22 protein-coding genes are annotated in these 19,444 nt (G+C 61.5%); 5 read left to right on the top strand and 17 right to left on the bottom strand.

The features are described 5' to 3' along the window. Positions 1 to 122 precede the first annotated feature (122 nt). Positions 123 to 371 carry a DUF6356 family protein gene (locus tag HH303_RS07575; protein ID WP_169624623.1) on the top strand — a complete coding sequence of 83 codons (249 nt, stop codon included), beginning with the start codon at positions 123 to 125 and terminating at the stop codon, positions 369 to 371. A gap of 9 nt (positions 372 to 380) precedes the next feature. Here HH303_RS07575 and HH303_RS07570 read toward each other — a convergent pair whose 3' ends face one another. From HH303_RS07570 to HH303_RS07560, 3 genes are all read right to left on the bottom strand, one after another. Further along, on the bottom strand, positions 381 to 1,331 hold the full coding sequence (locus tag HH303_RS07570) for a bifunctional riboflavin kinase/FAD synthetase (RefSeq protein ID WP_169624622.1): 951 nt from the start codon (positions 1,329 to 1,331) through the stop codon (positions 381 to 383). 10 nt (positions 1,332 to 1,341) lie between these two features. Beyond that, positions 1,342 to 1,809, bottom strand: coding sequence for a MaoC family dehydratase (locus HH303_RS07565; RefSeq protein WP_169624621.1), 468 nt, complete (start codon positions 1,807 to 1,809; stop codon positions 1,342 to 1,344). Positions 1,810 to 1,896: 87 nt separating this feature from the next. Further along, the gene (locus HH303_RS07560) at positions 1,897 to 3,306 is read right to left on the bottom strand and encodes an amidase (RefSeq protein ID WP_169624620.1); all 1,410 of its coding nucleotides are present in this window, start codon (positions 3,304 to 3,306) and stop codon (positions 1,897 to 1,899) included. A gap of 90 nt (positions 3,307 to 3,396) precedes the next feature. Here HH303_RS07560 and HH303_RS07555 point away from each other — a divergent pair, with 90 nt between their 5' ends. Continuing rightward, entirely contained in the window at positions 3,397 to 4,494 is a 1,098-nt protein-coding gene (locus tag HH303_RS07555) for a CobW family GTP-binding protein (protein WP_169624619.1), read from the top strand. Between the two features lie 12 nt (positions 4,495 to 4,506). Here the strand turns inward: HH303_RS07555 and HH303_RS07550 are convergent, their stop codons facing one another. Beyond that, a complete protein-coding gene (locus HH303_RS07550) occupies positions 4,507 to 5,334 on the bottom strand; it encodes a hypothetical protein (protein ID WP_169624618.1) in 828 nt (275 codons plus the stop codon). Between the two features lie 163 nt (positions 5,335 to 5,497). Between HH303_RS07550 and HH303_RS07545 the strand changes: the two genes are divergently transcribed. Beyond that, complete coding sequence (locus HH303_RS07545) at positions 5,498 to 7,180, top strand: NAD+ synthase (protein WP_169624617.1); 1,683 nt, start codon at positions 5,498 to 5,500, stop codon at positions 7,178 to 7,180. Then, positions 7,177 to 7,827, top strand: coding sequence for an HAD family hydrolase (locus tag HH303_RS07540; RefSeq protein ID WP_169624616.1), 651 nt, complete (start codon positions 7,177 to 7,179; stop codon positions 7,825 to 7,827). The genes HH303_RS07545 and HH303_RS07540 overlap by 4 nt, the downstream gene beginning before the upstream one ends. A 21-nt stretch (positions 7,828 to 7,848) precedes the next feature. Here HH303_RS07540 and aat read toward each other — a convergent pair whose 3' ends face one another. From aat to paaG, 10 genes are all read right to left on the bottom strand, one after another. Beyond that, positions 7,849 to 8,496, bottom strand: coding sequence for a leucyl/phenylalanyl-tRNA--protein transferase (gene aat / locus HH303_RS07535; RefSeq protein ID WP_169624615.1), 648 nt, complete (start codon positions 8,494 to 8,496; stop codon positions 7,849 to 7,851). A gap of 72 nt (positions 8,497 to 8,568) precedes the next feature. Next, positions 8,569 to 9,909, bottom strand: coding sequence for an acetyl-CoA carboxylase biotin carboxylase subunit (accC, locus tag HH303_RS07530; protein ID WP_169624614.1), 1,341 nt, complete (start codon positions 9,907 to 9,909; stop codon positions 8,569 to 8,571). A 25-nt stretch (positions 9,910 to 9,934) separates the two neighbouring features. Further along, entirely contained in the window at positions 9,935 to 10,390 is a 456-nt protein-coding gene (accB, locus tag HH303_RS07525) for an acetyl-CoA carboxylase biotin carboxyl carrier protein (RefSeq protein ID WP_169624613.1), read from the bottom strand. Between the two features lie 94 nt (positions 10,391 to 10,484). Next, complete coding sequence (gene aroQ, locus HH303_RS07520; protein WP_169624612.1) at positions 10,485 to 10,928, bottom strand: type II 3-dehydroquinate dehydratase; 444 nt, start codon at positions 10,926 to 10,928, stop codon at positions 10,485 to 10,487. A gap of 53 nt (positions 10,929 to 10,981) precedes the next feature. Continuing rightward, positions 10,982 to 11,725, bottom strand: a complete 744-nt coding sequence (locus HH303_RS07515; protein WP_169624611.1) for a class I SAM-dependent methyltransferase — start codon at positions 11,723 to 11,725, stop codon at positions 10,982 to 10,984. Then, complete coding sequence (locus HH303_RS07510; protein WP_169624610.1) at positions 11,722 to 12,660, bottom strand: PaaX family transcriptional regulator; 939 nt, start codon at positions 12,658 to 12,660, stop codon at positions 11,722 to 11,724. The genes HH303_RS07515 and HH303_RS07510 overlap by 4 nt, the downstream gene beginning before the upstream one ends. Further along, a complete protein-coding gene (gene paaK, locus HH303_RS07505; RefSeq protein ID WP_169624609.1) occupies positions 12,641 to 13,936 on the bottom strand; it encodes a phenylacetate--CoA ligase PaaK in 1,296 nt (431 codons plus the stop codon). The genes HH303_RS07510 and paaK overlap by 20 nt, the downstream gene beginning before the upstream one ends. A gap of 100 nt (positions 13,937 to 14,036) precedes the next feature. Continuing rightward, positions 14,037 to 15,242 carry a 3-oxoadipyl-CoA thiolase gene (pcaF, locus tag HH303_RS07500; protein WP_169624608.1) on the bottom strand — a complete coding sequence of 402 codons (1,206 nt, stop codon included), beginning with the start codon at positions 15,240 to 15,242 and terminating at the stop codon, positions 14,037 to 14,039. Positions 15,243 to 15,254: 12 nt separating this feature from the next. Beyond that, on the bottom strand, positions 15,255 to 15,716 hold the full coding sequence (paaI, locus tag HH303_RS07495; protein WP_319637340.1) for a hydroxyphenylacetyl-CoA thioesterase PaaI: 462 nt from the start codon (positions 15,714 to 15,716) through the stop codon (positions 15,255 to 15,257). 6 nt (positions 15,717 to 15,722) lie between these two features. Continuing rightward, the gene (paaG, locus tag HH303_RS07490) at positions 15,723 to 16,535 is read right to left on the bottom strand and encodes a 2-(1,2-epoxy-1,2-dihydrophenyl)acetyl-CoA isomerase PaaG (RefSeq protein ID WP_169624607.1); all 813 of its coding nucleotides are present in this window, start codon (positions 16,533 to 16,535) and stop codon (positions 15,723 to 15,725) included. Positions 16,536 to 16,682: 147 nt separating this feature from the next. Here paaG and paaN point away from each other — a divergent pair, with 147 nt between their 5' ends. Then, positions 16,683 to 18,368, top strand: a complete 1,686-nt coding sequence (gene paaN / locus HH303_RS07485; RefSeq protein ID WP_169624606.1) for a phenylacetic acid degradation protein PaaN — start codon at positions 16,683 to 16,685, stop codon at positions 18,366 to 18,368. A gap of 21 nt (positions 18,369 to 18,389) precedes the next feature. On the opposite strand, the gene HH303_RS07480 is transcribed toward paaN, so the two are convergent. The 3 genes from HH303_RS07480 to HH303_RS07470 all read right to left on the bottom strand — a co-directional run bounded on the left by HH303_RS07480 (position 18,390) and on the right by HH303_RS07470 (position 19,438). Continuing rightward, positions 18,390 to 18,812, bottom strand: coding sequence for a hypothetical protein (locus tag HH303_RS07480; RefSeq protein ID WP_169624605.1), 423 nt, complete (start codon positions 18,810 to 18,812; stop codon positions 18,390 to 18,392). An 83-nt stretch (positions 18,813 to 18,895) separates the two neighbouring features. After that, positions 18,896 to 19,093, bottom strand: a complete 198-nt coding sequence (locus HH303_RS07475) for a hypothetical protein (RefSeq protein ID WP_169624604.1) — start codon at positions 19,091 to 19,093, stop codon at positions 18,896 to 18,898. Positions 19,094 to 19,129: 36 nt separating this feature from the next. Beyond that, entirely contained in the window at positions 19,130 to 19,438 is a 309-nt protein-coding gene (locus tag HH303_RS07470) for a DUF1330 domain-containing protein (protein WP_169624603.1), read from the bottom strand. Positions 19,439 to 19,444: the final 6 nt, after the last annotated feature.

Below are 19,444 nucleotides of genomic sequence, written 5' to 3'. Positions count from 1 at the left end.
TTGATGGTTTCTTAAAATAGAATGCGGTTCAAGAGGCAATTTTAGTGGAATAACGAAACCCATTTCGCCGGATATACCGGCATTATGATGCGTATCAGATCACGATTGCGAAGGACAGGTCCATGGCTTCCAACCTCTTCACCCGGCATCCGGCTTCCGTTGGCGAAAGCTACGGCGAACACTTCGGCACGGCGCTCAGCTTTGCCGGGCCGTTGCTGGTGGCGGGCCTGTGCTGTTTGGTCCACGCGATCCTGCCTTTCGCCTTCGAACGGACGGGCAGCAAGATGGTGACGCGGCTTTACGATCGGATGGTCGCGCATCGCGTGAAACCGGGGAACGAAGCCCGGATGGTCGCGCAACCCGCCGAATAAGGGATTTCGTTACGCACCGGCGGCACGGGTATCCAGGATAACCTTCGCGGTGTGTGTATCCTTCGCGATCTGCGCCTTCAACGCATCCAATCCGTCGAACTTTCGCTCCGGCCGAATGAACTCGATCAGGGCGACGCGCAGATGCGTGCCGTAAAGATCGCGGTTGAAGTCGAAGATATGGACTTCGAACTTCTCCGCCAGCCCATCGACGGTCGGGCGCTTGCCCAGATTGGCGACGCCGTCACACCAAATTGTTTCGCCGACCCGACCGGTTTCCGCCCCGGCGCGCACGGCATAGACGCCGTAGGCCGGACGAACATAATCGCCAAGCTCCAGATTGGCGGTCGGGAACCCGATGGTTCGGCCCAATTGCGCACCCTTCAAAACCTCGCCTTCGATTTCGAACGGGCGGCCCAATAGGGCGGCGGCCCGGCCCGGATCGCCTTCCGCCAGGTAGTCGCGGATTTTCGTCGATGAATAGACCTCTCCATTGGCGGAGGTCGCCGGGGAAATCACCTTGGTTTCGAAACGTGGATCGGCGATCAGCATTTCCGTGTCGCCACCGCGGCCCTTGCCGAACTTGAAGTCGTAACCGACGACCAGCGTGCCGACCCCCAGGGAATCCACGAGGATGCGGTCGATGAAAGCCTGGGCGTCCAACCCGGCCAGGGGTGCGTCAAAGTTCAGACAGACCATGAAATCGACGCCCAGCGCCTGCAGGTGATGCGCCTTGTTCTGCATCGGCGTTAGGCGGAACGGCGGATCGTCGGGGCGGAAGAAAACGCGCGGATGCGGTTCGAAGGTCAGAATGCCCAGGGGCACGCCCTTTTCTTCGGCGATTTCGCCTGCCTGACCGATCACCGATTGGTGGCCGCGATGCACGCCGTCGAAATTGCCCAAGGCGATCACGGCCCCACGGCAATGGCCCGGAAATTCTGAAACCTCCCTGAAAATCTGCATCAACGCGCGCCTATGAGGATTTTTCGTCCAGTTCCGCGCGGCTGCGGACCATCATTTTCGCGGTTCCGTCGCAGACCACCTTGTCGCCGACGGATGCCGTGGTTTTACAGATGATGCGTTTCTTTTCGGGAATGATGTCGGTGATGACGGCCCGTGCCGTCACCGTGTCTCCCGCCCGGACGGGAGCCAGGAACTTCAGATCCTGCCCCAAATAGATGACGCCGGGACCCGGCATCTTCATGCCCAGAACGGTGGAAATCAGGCTCGCGGTCAGCATGCCGTGGGCTATGCGGCCCTTGAACATGGTGTCCTGCGCATATTCCTGGTTCACATGAACCGGGTTCATATCGCCGGTCACGCCGGAAAACAGCACGATATCGGCTTCCGTGATGGTCTTTGCGAAGACGCCGGACATGCCGACCGACAAATCTTCCAGAAAGAACCCATTCAGGTCCGTGTGAACCAGGGGACTGTCCATGCCTCGGTACTCCTTATCCGTCCTGCGCAAGGTCGGTGAACGGTATATGCCGCAGTGCAGCGCGGCAAGGGCTATGGGGCTGCGTTGTTAGGCGGACTTGTCGATAGGGTCCAGGGGAACGCGGGTCGAAAGCCCCGTCGCTTCTTCAAAATGGCGGGCGATGCCCAATAGGGGGCCTTCCCCCATCGGACGACCGACGAATTGAACGCCGACCGGCAGGGCGTCTTCCGTCATACCGGCGGGCACCGACACCGACGGCAGGCCGGTCAGGGTGATGGCGGATACCATGGCGAGCCAATGGATATAATTGTCAAAGCGCACGCCGTTCACTTCCTCCACCCACAATTGGTCGGCGGGGTAGGGCGGCACGATGGCGGTCGGGCACAGGAAGGCGTCGATTTCGCGATCCCGGAACAAGGCCATGGTGCTCTCCCGGATGGTCCCACGGTGACGGGTCGCAAGGGCGATATCGTCGGCGGTCAGGCTCTTGCCGAATTCGATATTCCAGATGACGTCCGGCTTCAGCTTGTCCTTGTGGTTCAGGTAGTGATCCCAATGCCCGGTCAGGAATCCCAGACCGCGTATGACCTTAAAGGCCTCGATCGCATGGGAGAAGTCGGGGCAGGCCTCGATCAATTCCACGCCCATGTCTTCCAGCCGCTTCAAGGTGGCCTCGAAGACGGCGGCGACGGCCGGGTCGACGGGAATGATCCGGCCCAGGTCCAGGCTAAAGGCGATACGTCGGGGCGCGCGATGGTCGCGGCAGGTTTGGCGGAAGGATACCGGTTCCAGCGGCTGGCTGATCGGATCGCGGGGGTCGCGGCCCGCCATGGCATCCAGCATCAGGGCCACATCCTCGACGCAGCGGCCCATCGGTCCTTCGACGCTCATCGTCTCGAACGGATTTCCCGCAAGGCGCGGTACGCGGCCCGGGCTGGGACGCAAACCGACCACGCCGCAGAAACTGGCGGGGGTGCGCAGACTGCCGCCCAGGTCGCTGCCGGTGGCCAGCCAGCACTGACCGGTCGCCAGCGCCACGGCGGACCCGCCCGACGACCCGGCACAGCTTTTCGAGATGTCCCAGGGATTGCGCGTTATGCCGAAGACGGCGTTGAACGTATTCGCGCCCGCGCCGAATTCCGGCGTGTTCGTCTTGCCGATCGCAAGTCCGCCCTGCATTTCCAGATTGGCAACGGATATATCGCTGTAATCCGGCACGAAATCCTCATAAATCGGCGATCCGTAGGTGCAACGGACCCCGGCCAATTCGTTCAAATCCTTCACCCCGATGGGCAAACCGGCCAGCATCGATGTCCGCGACACCGACCCGGCGGCGGATTCCGCCCGTTCCCGGCACAGGATCGGCATGGCGTTGACCTTGGGGTCCGTTTCCGCGATTCGGTCGAAGGCGGCAGCGATCATTTCGGTCGGGGTAACGTCCCCCGCTTTCAAAAGATCGACGGCGTCGCAGGCGGTCAGGCGAATCAACTCGTTCATGCCGGTCTCTCACTGTTTTCCAAGCGGTGTTGAATTGGTGGCCGGGAGACCCTACACGGTGGGCATGACACCAATCCAGAGGGAAACGTCATGACGGATGATACGGCGGCGGGCGATGCGGCGCAGGCAGGGCTGGACCCGGAACGGGGCCGTATCCCGGTGACTGTCCTGACGGGGTTCCTCGGTTCCGGCAAGACCACGGTGCTGAACGCCTTGCTGAAGCATCCGGCGATGGGACACACGGCGGTCGTCATCAATGAATTCGGAGAAGTCGGGATCGACAATCTGTTGGTCGAAACGGCGACGGAAGACATGGTCGTCATGGATTCAGGTTGCCTGTGCTGCACCATTCGCGGCGACCTGATCGAAACCCTGCGCAATCTGATCCGCCGCCGTTGGCGCGACGAAATTCCGGCCTTTGAGCGGTTGGTGATCGAAACGACAGGGCTGGCCGATCCCGCGCCGATCCTGCACACATTGATGACCGACCCAGTGATTTCCGCGCGCTACCGCCTGGACAGCGTGGTGACGACGGTCGATGCCGCGACCGGCGATGCGACGCTGGATACCCAACCGGAATCCGTCAAACAGGCGGCGGTCGCCGACCGTATTCTCCTAACGAAGACCGATATCGCGCCGGATGTCGCGGGGCTGACGGACCGGCTCCGCACGATCAATCCCGCGGCGCCAATCCTGCCGGTGGTGCAGGGGGCCGTCGATCCGGATGCGCTGTTCGGGGCCGGGTTGTACGATCCGAGTTCAAAACATCCCGATGTCGCCGCATGGTTGGCGGAAGAAGCCTACGAACAGGCACACGACCACGACCATCATGATCAAGGGCATCATGATCACGGGCATCACCATCACGATGCCAACCGGCATGACGACCGCATTCGCGCCTTCGTCCTGCGGGCCGAATGTCGGATCGATTGGGACAAATTCGTCGATTGGATAGAGGCGCTGATCGCCACGCACGGTGCCAGCCTGTTGCGCATGAAGGGTATTTTGTGGGTGCAGCAGGTGGACGGCCCGGTCGCGGTCCACGGGGTGCAGCATGTCTTTCACCCGCCCGCCGCGCTCGATCGCTGGCCGGAAGGGGAAGTCCCGTCCAGTCGCGTCGTCATCATCGCCCGCGACCTGAACAAGGAACCGGTCGAAAAGATGTTCCGCGCCTTCGTTGGCGACTAGCGCGAAATCGGATCAGGAATTCAATTCCGCGAGAACCCGCCGCTGATCCTGCGCAAGACCCGCCAGCATCTGTTCCAACTGCGACAGGCTGGCGGCGTCATACCGCTGTTCCAGATGGCGGCGACCGTCCTCGTCGAACAGGGTTTCCGCTAGGGTCTTGTACAGCGACGACATCAGCTTGTGGAATTCCAGATCGCCGAATTGCCACGCACGTTCGGCATCCGTCTTCGCGGCGGGCATGGTGCGTTCGAAAAAGCTGGTCATCCAGTGTCGGCGCTTTTGGGCGTCGATGAAATAGCGGCTGATATAAATCAGAATATCGTTCACTAGGATTTCCGCGACCGGGTGACTCGGCAGCTGTTCCCAATCCATGGCCGCACCCTGCTTCGCCCGGACGGAGTCGATGAAGTTGCGGGCGCGGTTTTCGTATTCCTCGAACAGTTCCGGCCCGACCATCTGTTGCAGCGCCTGGATGAAGGCCGGGATGATGCGCCGGGACAGGGTCCGGTTCGGTACCGGGTCTTCGCCGCGTTCGGGCAGCAGATGCACGAATTTGGCGACCATCAGCCGTTCCAGCGGAAATTTCCGCATCTGGGAGTAGAACGCTTCCTCAAACGCATGTTGGAAGGATGCCCAACTGGATGTGCACAGGTCGTGCAGGTCGTGGTCGGTTTCCGGCGTGAAGCTCTGTGCGAGCGCGGTCAGATCGCGCGGCCCCAGCTTTCCCGCACCCTTGGCGGCGTGGTCGTTGATTCGCGCGACGAACAGGGTCAGGACATCATGGACGAAGCCGTGCAGTCGCGCGGGCCCTTCCTCCGAATTCGTTTTGTCCTGTGTCATCCCCGTATCCTTTACCATTGCAATATCGGCACCCTGCCAGCGGTTGCCTTCGACGCGTGACTTCAAAGGTATCGGTTGTGCGGGCTTGATTTCAAGCCGCGCCGACAAGATAGTCCCTTCCAACGGCGAAATAAGCCGCCCCGACAGCGTAAGGACCCTTTCCATGACCGATCGCCTGACCGTCGCCCTGGCCCAATTGAATCCGACCGTCGGCGATATTCGGGGAAATGTCGACCTTGCCCGCGATGCCTTGCGCCGCACGCGGGAGGCGGGGGCGGATGTCCTGTTGTTGCCGGAATTGTTCCTGTCCGGCTATCAGCCGGAAGATTTGGTCCTGAAACCCTTCTTCCTGGATAAGCTGGAGGAAGCGGCGCAGACCCTGGCGGCGGAAACGGAGGCCGGTGGCCCGGCGATATTGCTGCCCACGCCCTGGCGCGGGCCGGAGGGATCTGCCCGGCCGCGCAACAGTGTCCTGTTTCTGCGCAACGGCGCGATCGAAACCGTGCGCGCGAAATTCGACCTGCCCAACTACGGCGTGTTCGACGAAAAGCGTGTCTTTGAGCCGGGGCCGATGCCGGGTCCCATCAATATCAACGGCGTGCGTGTCGGCGTTCCGATCTGCGAGGATATCTGGACCCCGGATGTCGTGGAATGTCTGCAGGAGGCAGGGGCGGAACTGTTCCTGGTCCCGAACGGCAGTCCCTATGAGGACGGCAAGGACGACGAACGCTTGCAAATCGCGCTGGCCCGGGTGGTCGAAAGCGGTTTGCCTTTGGCCTATCTCAATCAGGTCGGCGGTCAGGACGAATTGGTCTATGACGGCTGTTCCTTCGTCTTGAACCCGAACCGCAGCCTGGCGGTCCAGATGCGGTCCTTCGAAGACGACTTCCAGGTCGTGACCTTCGAACGTCACGACAACGGCTGGGTCTGTTTGCCCGGTGAAATGGTCGAACCGCCGGATCGGATGGAATCCATCTATCGCGCCATGGTGCTGGGGCTGCGCGACTATGTGCATAAGAACGGGTTCCCCGGTGTGGTCATCGGCATGTCCGGCGGGATCGACAGCGCCTTGTCCGCCGCCGTGGCGACGGACGCGCTGGGTCCGGATGCCGTGCATTGTGTGATGATGCCGTCGCCTTATACCAGCCAGGACAGCCTGGACGACGCGGCAGAGGCTTGCCGGTTGTTGGGCGTGCATCTGGATGCGGTGAATATCGGTCCTGCGATGGCGGCCTTCGGCGAGATGTTGTCCCCGATCTTCGGGGACAGTCCGCCCGGCGTGACGGAGGAAAATATCCAGGCGCGCGCCCGCGGGGTGACGCTGATGGCGATTTCCAACAAGAAGGGCTACATGGTCCTGACGACGGGCAACAAATCGGAAATGTCGGTCGGCTACGCCACGCTATACGGCGATATGTGCGGCGGCTTTTCGGTGTTGAAGGATATCTACAAGCTCGATGTCTTCGCGCTGTGCCGTTGGCGGAACGGCGGCTTGCCGGGAACGGGCGATCCCTTGTTGAAGGGGCCTGTCGGCGCGGTCATGCCGGAACGGATCATCACCAAACCGCCCTCTGCGGAATTGAAGCCGGATCAGAAGGATCAGGACACGCTGCCGCCCTATGAGGTTCTGGACGATATCCTGCATTGCCTGATCGAAAAGGAAATGTCGGTCGATCAGATCGTCGCGCACGGTCATGCGCCGGAACTGATCCAGCGCGTTTGGCGCATGCTGGACACGGCGGAATACAAACGTCGACAGGCCCCGCCGGGCGTGAAGATCACCGCCCGCGCCTTCGGTCGGGAACGGCGTTACCCGATCACAAATTCCTTCAGGAAGATTTTATGATCATTTTCGATTGCGACGGGGTTCTGGTCGATACGGAAACGATTTCGAATCGCGTTTTCGCGGAAATGCTGACCGAGTCCGGCTATCCGATCACGCCGCAACAGGCCCATGATCGATTCAAAGGCGGTCGTTTCAAGACGATCGTTCCGGCCTTGAGCGAGGAACATGGTCTGAACCTCGCGGATGATTGGCTGGACCGCTTTTTCGAGCGCCAATTCGCGGCCTTGGAAAGGGAAACCCAACCCATCCCCGATATCAACCGGGTGCTGGACGGTCTGGAGGGGGCCGGTATCGGCTTCTGCGTCGCCAGTCAGGCGTCGGTTGCGAAGATGCGTGTGACATTGGGCGTTGCCGATCTATGGCATCGTTTCGACGGGCGTATCTTTTCCGCCGATATGGTGCCAAAGCCGAAACCCTTCCCGGACCTGTTCCTGCATGCGGCGGAAACGATGGGGTGGCAGCCGGAAGCCGTGATTGTGGTGGAAGACTCGTCCACCGGCGTGAAGGCGGCGCGCGCAGCGGGGATGCGGGTCATCGGCTATGCCCGCGATGGGGAAGGGGCGGACGGTCTACAAGATGCGGGTGCAACCCATGTCGTCACCGGCATGGACGCCGTCGCACGGTACATCGGGGTCGGCTGGGTCTAGCGCCGGTAGGCCCGCGACGCCTTAGTCCATGCTGTCCAGATAACGCAGCATCTCGCCGTCCGAATAAGACGTGAAGAAATCGACGTCGTGGTTCAGGGCCTCCGACAATCTGGCGCGATAGTCGCTACGCGGGACTTCCTGCGCGCCGAAATTTTGCAAATGCTTGGTTACGAACTGGGTGTCCAGCAGACGGTACCCGGCGAAGGTCAGCCGGGCGACCAGATGGCACAGGGCGATCTTGCTGGCATCCCGTTCGCGCGAAAACATACTTTCCCCGAAATACGCGCCGCCCAGGGTGACGCCGTACAGGCCGCCGATCAGGCGCCCGTTGTCCCAGACCTCCACCGAATGGGCATGGTTCATGCGGAACAAGGCGGTATAGAGGGTCAGGATCTTGTCGTTGATCCAGGTACGCGGCCGTCGATCGGTCGCTTCCGCGCAGCCGTCCATGACACCTTCGAAATCACGGTCGAAGGTGACGCGGTAGCGATTGGATCGAAGCGTCTTGCGCAGGCGTTTGGGGATGTGAAACCCGTCCAGCGGAATCACGCCGCGCATGCGCGGATCGATCCAGAAAAGGTCGGGATCGTCCCGATCCTCCGCCATCGGAAAGACCCCGATGGCATAGGCCCGAAGCAGCATGTCCGGCGTTAGATCAAGCGGTTCCATGATGCACCGAAACAGGTCCCCGTTCCGCCGACCCGATTCTGGACAAGACCGTGAGCGTCGCGGATCGCCGCCCTATTTCAGCCCCATCCACTTTTCGAGCCAGTGGATATCGTAGTCTCCGTCGATAAACGGCTTCTGCGCAATGATTTTCTGATGCAGCGGGATCGTCGTCTGGATTCCGCCGATCACATATTCGTCCAGGGCGCGTTTGAGCCGCATCAAGCATTCGTTGCGATTGGCGCCGTGCACGACCAGTTTGGACACCAGACTGTCGTAATAGGGCGGCACCGAATAGCCGGAGTAAAGCTGGCTGTCGACGCGCACACCCAAGCCGCCCGGCGCGTGATAGTCGGTGATCTTTCCCGGCGTCGGCATGAAGGTTTCCGGGTGTTCGGCGGTCACGCGGCATTCGATCGAATGACCGTTGAAGGTGATGTCTTCCTGCGAGAAGGCGAGCGGTATACCCGCCGCGACCTTGATCTGTTCACGCACCAGATCGATGCCGCAGACCATTTCCGAAATCGGGTGTTCGACCTGCAGGCGGGTGTTCATTTCGATGAAGAAGAACTCGCCGTCTTCATACAGGAATTCGATCGTCCCGGCCCCGCGATAGCCCATCTCAGAGATCGCCTTGTTCACCGTTTCGCCGATTTGCGCCCGTTGAGTCGCATTCAGGGCGGGCGAGGGGGCTTCTTCGATTACCTTTTGGTGGCGGCGCTGAATGGAGCAGTCGCGTTCGCCGAGGTTGATGCAACTGCCCTTACCGTCGCCCAGGACCTGGACTTCGATGTGACGCGGACGGCTCAGATACCGTTCCATATAGACGGTGTCGTCGCCGAAGGCAGCTTTTGCTTCCGTCCGGCAGATGGCCCAAGCCTGCGCCACTTCTTCCATTTTCGACGCGACCTTCATGCCGCGTCCACCGCCGCCCGCCGCCGCCTTGATGATCAGCGGGAAGCCGATTTCCTTGGCGAGTTTCAGGGCTTCTTCCTCGGTCTCGACCGCGCCGTCCGACCCTGGAACAACGGGGATACCCAGACGCTTGGCCTCGTCTTTCGCGGCGACCTTGTCGCCCATGACGCGGATATGATGCGGCGTCGGGCCAATGAAGGCGATGCCGTGATCTTCCACCATCTGTGCGAAACGTGCGTTTTCCGACAGAAAACCGACACCCGGATGGATCGCATCCGCGCGCGTCAACGTCGCGGCGGTCAGGATTGCCGGAATGTTCAGATAGGAATCTTTCGGCGCGGGCGGGCCGATGCAGATCGCTTCGTCGGCAAGGCGGACATGCATGGCATCGGCGTCGGCCGTGGAATGAACCGCCACGGTCTGAATGCCCATTTCCTTGCAGGCCCGGTGAATGCGCAGCGCGATTTCACCACGGTTGGCGATCAGGACTTTTTCGAACATCGCGTCGTATACCGCCTGGCCAGAGTTATTCGATAATGACGAGGGCTTCGCCGAATTCGACGGGCGCGCCGTCGGCGACGAGGATTTCGGTCACTGTACCGGCCTTCGTCGCCGGAATCTGGTTCATGACCTTCATCGCCTCGATGATCAGCAGCGTATCTCCGGCGGCAACCTTCGCGCCGACGGAAATGAAGTTCGCCGCACCCGGCTGCGGGGCCAGATAGGCGGTCCCGACCATGGGGGAGGTGACCGCACCCGGATGCTTCGCGGCATCCGCGGGCGCAGCGGCAGGGGCGGCCCCAACGGCAGCGGGGGCCGCCGGGGCGGGTGCCGCGGCAACAGGCGCCGCCGCAACGACCGCGCCGCGCGACAGGCGCAGCTTGCTGTCGTCTTCTTCAACGATCAGTTCGGTCAGGCCTTTTTCCTCCATGAGGTCGGCCAGTTTCTCGATCAGCTCGATATCGACGGAATTTTTCGCCATGGAACCTTTGCCCTTGTTGCAAGGATTGACTGGAATTGGTGCTCTTCTAACCGTGTTTACCCTGTCAGGAAAGCCTCTACCCCCCGGATTGGGGTCAGCCTTCCAAAATCTCCGCCATCGCTTCCAACGCCAACCGATAGCCGATGGGCCCCAGGCCGCAGATCATGCCGACGGCGACGGGCGCGATCATGCTGGTATGCCGGAAGGCCTCACGCGCATGGATGTTGGAGATATGCACTTCGATAATCGGGACTTCCGACGCGCTCAACGCATCGCGCAATGCGACGGAGGTATGCGTGAACCCGCCCGCATTGATGACGATGCCGTCGAACGCCTCCCGCGCCTCATGGCACCAGTCGATCAGATAGCCTTCATGGTTCGACTGTCGGCAGTCCACATCCAGGTTCAAATCGCGTCCGACATCGCGGCACATGGCTTCCACATCGGCCAGCGTCGTCGCGCCATAGATCGACGGCTCGCGCTTTCCCAGCATATTGAGATTTGGCCCGTTCAGGACCAGAACCGAATTTTCCGCCATGCTTTTTTCTATAACCCGCTGAATGACAATCAGGTTTCAGACTACCGCATGCCTTAGTCGCGAACAACCAGGGCAATGATCTCTTTCTCGGCTTCGCCGATGGGGCGCTTGTCCCAGTCCCCATAGAGGGCGGCGATCGAAAATCCGGCCTTTGTAACGTGTTCTTTCAGTTCGTCGACTTCCAGCAGCCTCAGCGTTCCTTCGCCGATATGGTCGGTCCCGTCCGGGAAGTGGAAATGGGTACGATAGGTTACCTTGTTCCGGCTGCCATCGACCAGCGAAGTGTATACGCGCACTGGACCGATTCCCGGAACATCGACGGTTTTCTCCGATTCCTCGGGACTCCAATGCCGCCAGCTTTCGAGTGCCGGATTGCGGGTTTCGAAAGCAGCGATGCCGCCAGGCACCAGATGTTCGTGGAAAGCCGCCAAGGCCGCCTGAACCGCAGAATCGTCTAGGAAAACTTGAAATGCATGACCCGTCATAATGATAAGGTCGAACCTGTCGGTCAGGTCGAGTTCGTCGGCTCGGCATTGCACCCATGTGACCTTGTCGCCGCCCGGCCGATTGCGGGCAATCCGCAGCATGCCGTCCGACGGGTCTGCACCGGTTACCGTATGCCCATGTTCAGCCAGCGCGACGGTCAACAGGCCGGTGCCGCAGCCGACATCCAGGATACGTTTCGGTTCACTGCCGGCGAGGTCGAAATAAAAGTCGCTGTCCGCAGCCCATGGGTTCAAGGAATCGTACACCGACGCGAGACGCCGGTCGGTATAGGACTTGTCGAGGTCGTTCATGTCGTCTCCGGAAAACGGGCAGCAAGATCGCCTGGTTTGGATTCAGCCCCCAACACTTGCGTCAGGTGCCGTTCGGAGGCCGATAAAAGTGCACGATAAAGGGTGCGCGCAAGGTTCCGCGCGCGATAGCCGGGCCAATCCGGCGGCAGCAATGCGTCCGGTAGGGCCGGGTCGCGCAACAGGGCGCGGCGGTATCCGTGAATCAGCAGCACCCGACGGACGAAGGCGTCTTCGTCGGTTCGGGGCGGGGGGCCGCGATCTTCGAACCGGTCCAGGAACAGGTTGTAGTCCGCCGCGATCTCGTCCAGCGGCCAGGCCAGCGCGGCAAGGCCGCCCAGGGCCGAATCCGTTTCCGTGCTGGCGGAAAAGATCGTGCAGGCATCGGCGAGGTCGTGTTCGCTCAACACCGCCTTGGCCGGGGCGATGGCGTCGCCGCGCGCCGCGCCCAGAAGGTTCGGCCCCAACCGGGCATAGCCTTCCCAGCCCAGATCGCGGGCCAGGGCGTCGCGTTCCGACGCCGACACCCCGTCCGGCAGCAGGATCAAGGTCCAGCGACCGTCGCGGAAGGGCGCTTCGGAGGCATAGATTTTCGCCTGGGCGGAATCGAATTGCCGCCGTCCGACACGAGTCAGGGTATAGCGGCTGCGGCGACCGTGTCGTTCGCTTTCCAGGATACCGTCCTGCACCAGACGGAAAACGGCGGTGCGCGTGACCCGCTCATTCAGCCCTAGAGGGCGGACCAGCTCAATCAACTCCCCCAACCAGCACGATCCGCCATGGGGAAGGATCGCATCGCCGTAGACGGTAACGATCAGCGATTTCGCCCGGGGTCGGTCGATTTCCGCGGAACGGCTGCCGCAATCCGGCGCAGCGGTATCGTGAGGGTCCGAAAGTGTCACCCGGCGTTCATACCCTTCATTCGTTTCGCCGGTCAACGACCCGTTTCGCCTTGCCGACGGACCGTTCGACCGCGCCTTCCGCCACCACATCCACCTTGGCGCTGATGCCGATGAAGCTTTTGATGTGATGGGTCAGGTCGGCGGCGGCGGCGGTCCGCGTATCGGCATCCGCGCCGGGTGTGCCTTCCACGCGGACGGTCAGCGTATCCAGCGGTCCCTTGCGACCCAGTTCCAACTGATAATGCGGTGCCAGACGGGGATCCTTCAGGATCAGTTCCTCGATCTGCGTCGGGAACAGATTCACGCCCCGGATGATCAACATATCGTCGGACCGGCCCGTGACCTTTTCCATGCGGCGCATACTGCGCGCCGTGCCGGGCAGCAGGCGCGTCAGGTCGCGCGTCCGGTAGCGGATGATCGGCAGGGCTTCCTTGGTCAGGCTGGTGAAGACCAATTCCCCGAACTCCCCGTCCGGCAGGACCGCGCCGGTCTCAGGATCGACAATTTCGGGATAGAAGTGATCTTCCCAGATATGCAGCCCGTCCTTGGTCTCGACGCATTCATTGGCGACACCGGGGCCGATAACTTCCGATAGGCCATAGATATCGACCGCCGACAGACCGGTGCGCCGCTCGATGGAGGTGCGCATCTCGTTGGTCCAGGGTTCCGCGCCGAAGATGCCGTATTTGATGGAACAGTCTTCGGCGGACAGACCGACACGATCCATTTCGTCGGCCAGTGCCAGCATATAGGACGGCGTCACCATGATGACGTCGGGTTGGAAATCCTGGATCAGTTGGACCTGCTTTTCCGTCTGGCCGCCCGACATCGGGATCGCCATGCATCCCAGCCGCTCCACACCGAAATGCGCGCCCAAACCGCCGGTGAACAGGCCGTAGCCATAGGCGATATGCACCTTCATGCCGGGCCGCGCGCCGGAGGCATAGATCGACCGCGCCATCACGTCCGACCACATTTCGATATCGTTCTTGGTATAGCCGACGACGGTCGGTTTGCCGGTCGTGCCGGAAGACGCATGGATGCGTGCGAGCTGTTCCGTCGGATAGGCGAACATGCCGAACGGATAATTCTGGCGCAGGTCGTCCTTCACAAGGAAGGGAAACTTCGCCAAGTCGGCGAGGTCTTTCAGATCGTCCGGATGGACGCCCGCCGCGTCGAAGCGCTGCTTGTAATGCGGAATGCGCGTATAGGCGTGAAGCAGGGTCTGCTTCATCCGCGCCAATTGCGTGGCGCGAATCTCGTCAATGCTTGCCGTCTCGATCGGGTGCAGGCCCGTATGGTGCGTATTCATCCCCGTTTCCTCGTAACATTATATTGTCTTTCGCTTTTTCTTTTGTTTTCAGCGCGCGTAACGAAATCGGCGGACCCGAAGGTCCGCCGATCTACGTCAATCAAACCCGTTCGATCACCGTGGCGATGCCTTGGCCGACCCCGATGCACATGGTGCACAGCGCATAACGCGCCCCCCGACGATGCAATTCCTCGACCGCCGTCAGGACAAGACGCGCGCCGGACATTCCCAACGGATGGCCCAGGGCGATCGCGCCGCCGTTCGGATTCACATGGTCCGCATCGTCCGGCAGACCCAGACGGCGCATCACGGCGAGCCCTTGGGAGGCAAAGGCCTCGTTCAACTCGACCACGTCGATATCGCCGATGGTCAAGCCCAGGCGGTCCAGCAGCTTTTCCGATGCCGGGGCAGGACCGATCCCCATAATGCGCGGCGGCACACCCGCCGTCGCCATGCCCAGAACGCGGGCGCGCGGGGTCAGCCCTTGCGCCAGAGCGGCCTTTTCCGACGCGACGATCAGCGCCGCCGCACCGTCGTTGACGCCGGATGCGTTACCGGCGGTGACGGACCCACCGTCACGGAACGGCGTACCCAGTTTGGCCAAGGCTTCCATCGTCGTGTCGGGCCGCGGATGTTCGTCTCGGTCGAAGATCAGCGGGTCCTGCTTGCGGCGCGGGATTTCGATCGGTGCGATTTCCGCGGCCAGACGGCCGTTTTCCTGCGCCGCTGCCGCCTTCTGCTGAGAGCGCAGGGCAAAGGCGTCTTGGTCTTCGCGGCTGATATTGAAGTCGGCGGCGACGTTTTCGCCGGTTTCCGGCATGGAATCGACACCGTACTGCGCCTTCATCAGCTTGTTGACGAAGCGCCAGCCGATCGTCGTGTCGTATACTTCATTGCTGCGGGAAAAGGCGCTTTCGGCCTTCGGCATGACGAAGGGCGCACGGGTCATGCTTTCAACGCCGCCGGCGATCATGAATTCGGCCTCGCCCGCCTTGATGGCGCGCGCGGCGGTGCCCAGGGCGTCCATGCCCGACCCGCACAGGCGGTTGACGGTCGACCCCGGCACATTGTCCGGCAGGCCCGACAGCAGCGCGGCCATGCGCGCGACGTTGCGATTGTCTTCCCCCGCCTGGTTGGCGCAGCCGAAGATGACGTCATCAACCTTGGACCAGTCCACATTCGGGTTGCGCGCCATCAATGCCTTCAGCGGATGGGCGGCCAGATCGTCGGCGCGAATGGACGACAGCGTACCGCCGAAACGGCCGATGGGACTGCGCACGGCGTCGCAGATGAAAGCGTCGGTCATTAACTAACTCTCCTAATCGATAGAATCCGGGGGCGTGAGACCCGGCACGATGTCGCCCTTGATGCGGCGGGATTTGCCGCGGAACAGGGCGACCGTCGTGCCTTCCTGATTGGTTATTCGAACGTCGTAAACGCCGCTGCGGCCTTCCAAAGCCTGCTCCCGGCATTCCGCCGTCAACGTATCGCCGAGGCGACCCGGCTTGATATAGGTAATTTCGCAGCCCTGGGCCACCGTCACCTTGTTATAAGCATTGCAGGCGAAGGCGAAGGCGCTGTCGCCCAGCGCGAACAGGAAGCCGCCGTGACATGTCTTGTGACCGTTCAGCATGTCTTCGCGCACCGTCATAGACAGCTTCGCATAGCCCGGCCCGACCGCATCGACCGTCATGCCGAGGCCCTGTGACGCGCCGTCGGCATCGAACATCGCCGACGCCGACCGTTCCGCGATTTCCTGGGGGGAGGGGGTGTCGGTCACGGTGGATCACTTTCCCTTGAAAGCGGGCGGCCGCTTTTCCAGGAAGGCCAAAACCCCTTCCCGGTAGTCGTGGGAATGACCCAGCTTGCGCTGGCTGTCCCGTTCCAGGTCCAGTTGTGCGGAAAAGCTATTCGACGCCGCCGACTGAATGATCTGCTTGATCGTGCCGTAGCCCAGCGTCGGCCCCTTGGCGAAGGTTTCGGCAATGGATTTCGCCTCGTCCATCAGGCTGTCGTCGTCGACCGCCTTCCAGATCAGGCCCCAGTCTTCCGCCGTTTGCGCGGGTAGCTTGTCGCCCAGCAGCGCCAGACCCTTCGCCCGCGCCACGCCGATCCGGTGCGTCAGGGTCCAGGTGCCGCCGGCATCGGGGACGAGGCCTAACCGGCAGAAGGCCTGAATGAAACTCGCCGATTTCGCGGCCAGAACGATATCGCAGGCCAGCGCCACATTCGCCCCGGCCCCGGCCGCGACACCGTTCACGGCGCAGATCACCGGTTTCGGCATACCCGTTAGCGCGCGGACCAGCGGATTGTAGAGATGTTCGATTGTCTCCCCTAAATCCGGCGGGGTCGCGTTCGGGTCGCTTGGATCCATGCGGCGGTCCGACAGGTCCTGTCCCGCGCAGAAACCGCGCCCGGCACCAGTGATGATCAGGCAGCGGATATCGTCGTCGTGTTCCACCTTGATCAGCGCGTCGGCGATTTCACTGTGCATATGGGTGTTGAAGGAATTCAACTTGTCCGGACGGTTCAGGGTCAACGTGGCGATCCCGTCCGCGACGTCGAACAGAATGGTTTCGTAGGACCCGGCTTCGGACATTATGTGTTCCTCCCATCGATGATGCGGCCGCGATTTTCATCCGGCGGCACGGTTGTTGTCGGCGAAAATGATACAAGATTAGACAGGCTGCAAGAATTTAGGTATCACTTCGCGCCACGGCGCATAGTGTATCGGGAGGAACAAGCCATGGCGACCGCCTACATCAATACCCACCGGGAAACGCTCGACGCCGCGCTTTCCGCCCTGAAAGCCCGTGATTATTGGACCCCCTATTCGGAACGCGCCAGTGCGTCCGTCTATGGTGAAACCGCCGCCGCCGATGGGGAGGCTGCGTTCAAGTCCTATTTGGGCAAGACCTTCGATCTGCCGGGGCATCCGGGTGAAGGCATCGTGTCTTCCGACGAAGTATCGCCCTATGGCATCGACCTGAACCTGTCCTATCCGAAACTGTCGGTAGACGGTGCGATCGCGGCGGCGACGGCGGCGATGACGGCATGGCGCGACGCCGGACCGGATGTCCGCGCGGGGGTGTGCCTGGAAATACTGGACCGGATCAATAAACGCAGTTTCGAAATGGCCCATGCGGTTCAGCACACGACCGGGCAGGCATTCATGATGGCCTTCCAGGCGGGCGGGCCGCATGCCCAGGACCGTGGCTTGGAAGCCGTTGCCCAGGCCTATTCTCTGCAATCCGCCATACCGGGCGCCGTGCGCTGGACGAAACCGCAGGGCAAGAACCCGCCGCTGATCCTGGATAAGAGTTTCAAGATCATGCCGAAGGGCGTTGCTGTCACCATCGGCGTATCGACCTTCCCGACCTGGAACGGCTATCCGGGGATCATGGCGTCCCTGTCGACCGGCAACCCGGTCATCGTGAAGCCGCATCCAACGGCGGTGCTGCCGCTGGCCATTTCTGTGCGCATCATGCGCGACGTGCTGTCCGATGCCGGGTTCGATCCGAACCTCGTCCTGTTGCAGACGGATACACGGGCGGCGGCCGTCGGCATGGACCTGTGCACACGGCCAGAAGTGAAGGTCATCGACTTCACCGGCGGCAATGCCTTCGGCGAATGGCTGGAAAACAATTGCCGTCAGGCGGTGGTTTATACGGAAAAGGCCGGGGTTAACGCGGTCGTTGTGGACGACTTTGCGAATTTCAAAGGCCTGTGCCGGAACCTAGCCTTCACGCTGTCGCTCTACTCGGGGCAGATGTGCACGACGCCGCAGAACATTTTCATCCCGCGCGATGGGATAAAGTGCGGCGACACGCATATGAGCTTCGATGACGCCGCCGCCGCGATCGCGGGCGCGGTTGGGAAATTCAATTCGGATCCGGCAAAGGCCGTGCACGTCCTGGGCGCGATCCAGGCGGAGGTAACGGAGGCCCGCATCGCGGATTCCCGTAAGCTGGGCGACATCCTGCTGGACAGCCAGAAACTGGATCACCCCGATTTCCCGAATGCGCGTGTACATACGCCGCTGATCCTGAAAATCGATTCTTCCGAACGGCAGAAATACGAAAGCGAACTGTTCGGCCCGATTACCTTCATCGTCGCCTGCGACGGGATCGACGGGGCGCTGGAAGCATGGCGTTCAACGGTGACGGAAAAGGGTGCGATCACCGCGGCGCTGTATTCCGACAATCCGGACGTTCAGGCCCGAGCGATTGAAATGGGCGAGAATTTGGGCGTGTTGATGAGCCTGAATCTGACGGGCGGGACCTTCGTCAACCAGACGGCGGCGTTCAGCGACTATCACGCCAGCGGCGCCAACCCGGCGGCGAATGCGTCCCTGGTCGACACGGCCTTCGTCGCAGGTCGCTTCCGCGTCGCGGAAACCCGCACGCATGTCGACCCGGACCCAGTGGAATAATAACGCGGACGCGTCGGTCGCTTAGCCCAGAACGGCGTCGACCGCCGCGCGGTGATCGTCGTCCCGTCCGTTGACCAGCATCAGCGAATAGCCGTCGGCGGACAGTGTTTCCAACTGGTTCATGATCTGCTGGCTGATCTTGAGTTCGACGGCGAGGTCGTCGAAGACGTGACGTTCGGACGCGTCGATTTTCAGATCGGCATGGGCAAGGACAAGCAATTCGTAATAGACGATCCGCCGCGCCCGGTCGGTATCCAGAACGGTCAGATTGTCGTTGCTCATCAAATCTTGGGGATCGACGTCGAGGGACTGCCCCAGTTCCGCTTCGACCCGCGCTATGGCGGTCTTCTCATGTTCCTCCAACTGCCAATCGGCCAAGACCATGCGCTTCGCCAGCGCCATGAACATCTTCTTCTGCGGATCGGTAAGCTCGTTCAGGAACATATAGGTTATCCTCCCCCAAAAACGGAACGGGATTCAGAATAACGGAGACTCAGGCCGGGGCAAGGGGCCAGAAACGGACCCGATCAGGAGGCGACGGCGACCAGCGCGACCCCCAATTTCGATTCCAGGTCGCGAATGGCGCTCAAGGTCCCGTCGTCCACCGGTGCGGCTTCAAGTTCGACCGGCTTCAAGGCCACCAAGGGCTTGCCGATCCGCGTTTCCAATTCCTTGATGGCGGACAGGTCCGTGTCCGGAAGGTTGGCGAAAGCATAGTATCCCATGAAATCCTCCTGATCCTTCTATTCGGGCCCGGTTGCCTATTCCAGTTTTTGCGGCGGGTTGAAGCCGTCGACGAAGACGATGGACCCTTTGGAATTCTTCTGCCGGATCGGCAGAATCGCCTGATACGCGTCCGAATAATACCATGTCTTCAAGGTTTCCGCGTCGGGAAACTCCAGCACCACCAGACGGTCCGGCTGCCAGTCGCCTTCAAGGACCTCAAATGCCCCGCCGCGCACCAGATACTTGCCGCCATGGCCATAGATGGTTTCAGGCGCCTTGGCGGCGTATTCCTTGTAGGCTTCGGGGTCGGTTACCGTGATGTTGCCGACGATATAGGCGGGCATTCCTCT

The sequence above is a fragment of the Pacificispira spongiicola genome (genome assembly GCF_012926505.1).
GTDB lineage: Bacteria > Pseudomonadota > Alphaproteobacteria > UBA8366 > Aestuariispiraceae > Pacificispira > Pacificispira spongiicola.
Note: the sequence above shows the minus strand (reverse complement) of the source record. Positions and strands in the feature narration are given on the sequence as shown.

Excerpts from the sequence above, each read along its gene's own strand:
- aat (WP_169624615.1), bottom strand. The coding sequence starts at position 8,496 with ATGGAACCGCTTGATCTAACGCCGGACATGCTGCTTCGGGCCTATGCC.
- aroQ (WP_169624612.1), bottom strand. The coding sequence starts at position 10,928 with ATGGCGGAAAATTCGGTTCTGGTCCTGAACGGGCCAAATCTCAATATG.
- HH303_RS07550 (WP_169624618.1), bottom strand. The coding sequence starts at position 5,334 with ATGACACAGGACAAAACGAATTCGGAGGAAGGGCCCGCGCGACTGCAC.
- HH303_RS07480 (WP_169624605.1), bottom strand. The coding sequence starts at position 18,812 with ATGTTCCTGAACGAGCTTACCGATCCGCAGAAGAAGATGTTCATGGCG.
- HH303_RS07475 (WP_169624604.1), bottom strand. The coding sequence starts at position 19,093 with ATGGGATACTATGCTTTCGCCAACCTTCCGGACACGGACCTGTCCGCC.
- HH303_RS07545 (WP_169624617.1), top strand. The coding sequence starts at position 5,498 with ATGACCGATCGCCTGACCGTCGCCCTGGCCCAATTGAATCCGACCGTC.
- paaG (WP_169624607.1), bottom strand. The coding sequence starts at position 16,535 with ATGTCCGAAGCCGGGTCCTACGAAACCATTCTGTTCGACGTCGCGGAC.
- HH303_RS07540 (WP_169624616.1), top strand. The coding sequence starts at position 7,177 with ATGATCATTTTCGATTGCGACGGGGTTCTGGTCGATACGGAAACGATT.
- HH303_RS07470 (WP_169624603.1), bottom strand. The coding sequence starts at position 19,438 with ATGCCCGCCTATATCGTCGGCAACATCACGGTAACCGACCCCGAAGCC.
- paaK (WP_169624609.1), bottom strand. The coding sequence starts at position 13,936 with ATGAATACGCACCATACGGGCCTGCACCCGATCGAGACGGCAAGCATT.
- HH303_RS07515 (WP_169624611.1), bottom strand. The coding sequence starts at position 11,725 with ATGAACGACCTCGACAAGTCCTATACCGACCGGCGTCTCGCGTCGGTG.
- accB (WP_169624613.1), bottom strand. The coding sequence starts at position 10,390 with ATGGCGAAAAATTCCGTCGATATCGAGCTGATCGAGAAACTGGCCGAC.
- HH303_RS07560 (WP_169624620.1), bottom strand. The coding sequence starts at position 3,306 with ATGAACGAGTTGATTCGCCTGACCGCCTGCGACGCCGTCGATCTTTTG.
- accC (WP_169624614.1), bottom strand. The coding sequence starts at position 9,909 with ATGTTCGAAAAAGTCCTGATCGCCAACCGTGGTGAAATCGCGCTGCGC.
- HH303_RS07570 (WP_169624622.1), bottom strand. The coding sequence starts at position 1,331 with ATGCAGATTTTCAGGGAGGTTTCAGAATTTCCGGGCCATTGCCGTGGG.
- HH303_RS07575 (WP_169624623.1), top strand. The coding sequence starts at position 123 with ATGGCTTCCAACCTCTTCACCCGGCATCCGGCTTCCGTTGGCGAAAGC.
- HH303_RS07565 (WP_169624621.1), bottom strand. The coding sequence starts at position 1,809 with ATGGACAGTCCCCTGGTTCACACGGACCTGAATGGGTTCTTTCTGGAA.
- pcaF (WP_169624608.1), bottom strand. The coding sequence starts at position 15,242 with ATGACCGACGCTTTCATCTGCGACGCCGTGCGCAGTCCCATCGGCCGT.
- paaN (WP_169624606.1), top strand. The coding sequence starts at position 16,683 with ATGGCGACCGCCTACATCAATACCCACCGGGAAACGCTCGACGCCGCG.
- HH303_RS07555 (WP_169624619.1), top strand. The coding sequence starts at position 3,397 with ATGACGGATGATACGGCGGCGGGCGATGCGGCGCAGGCAGGGCTGGAC.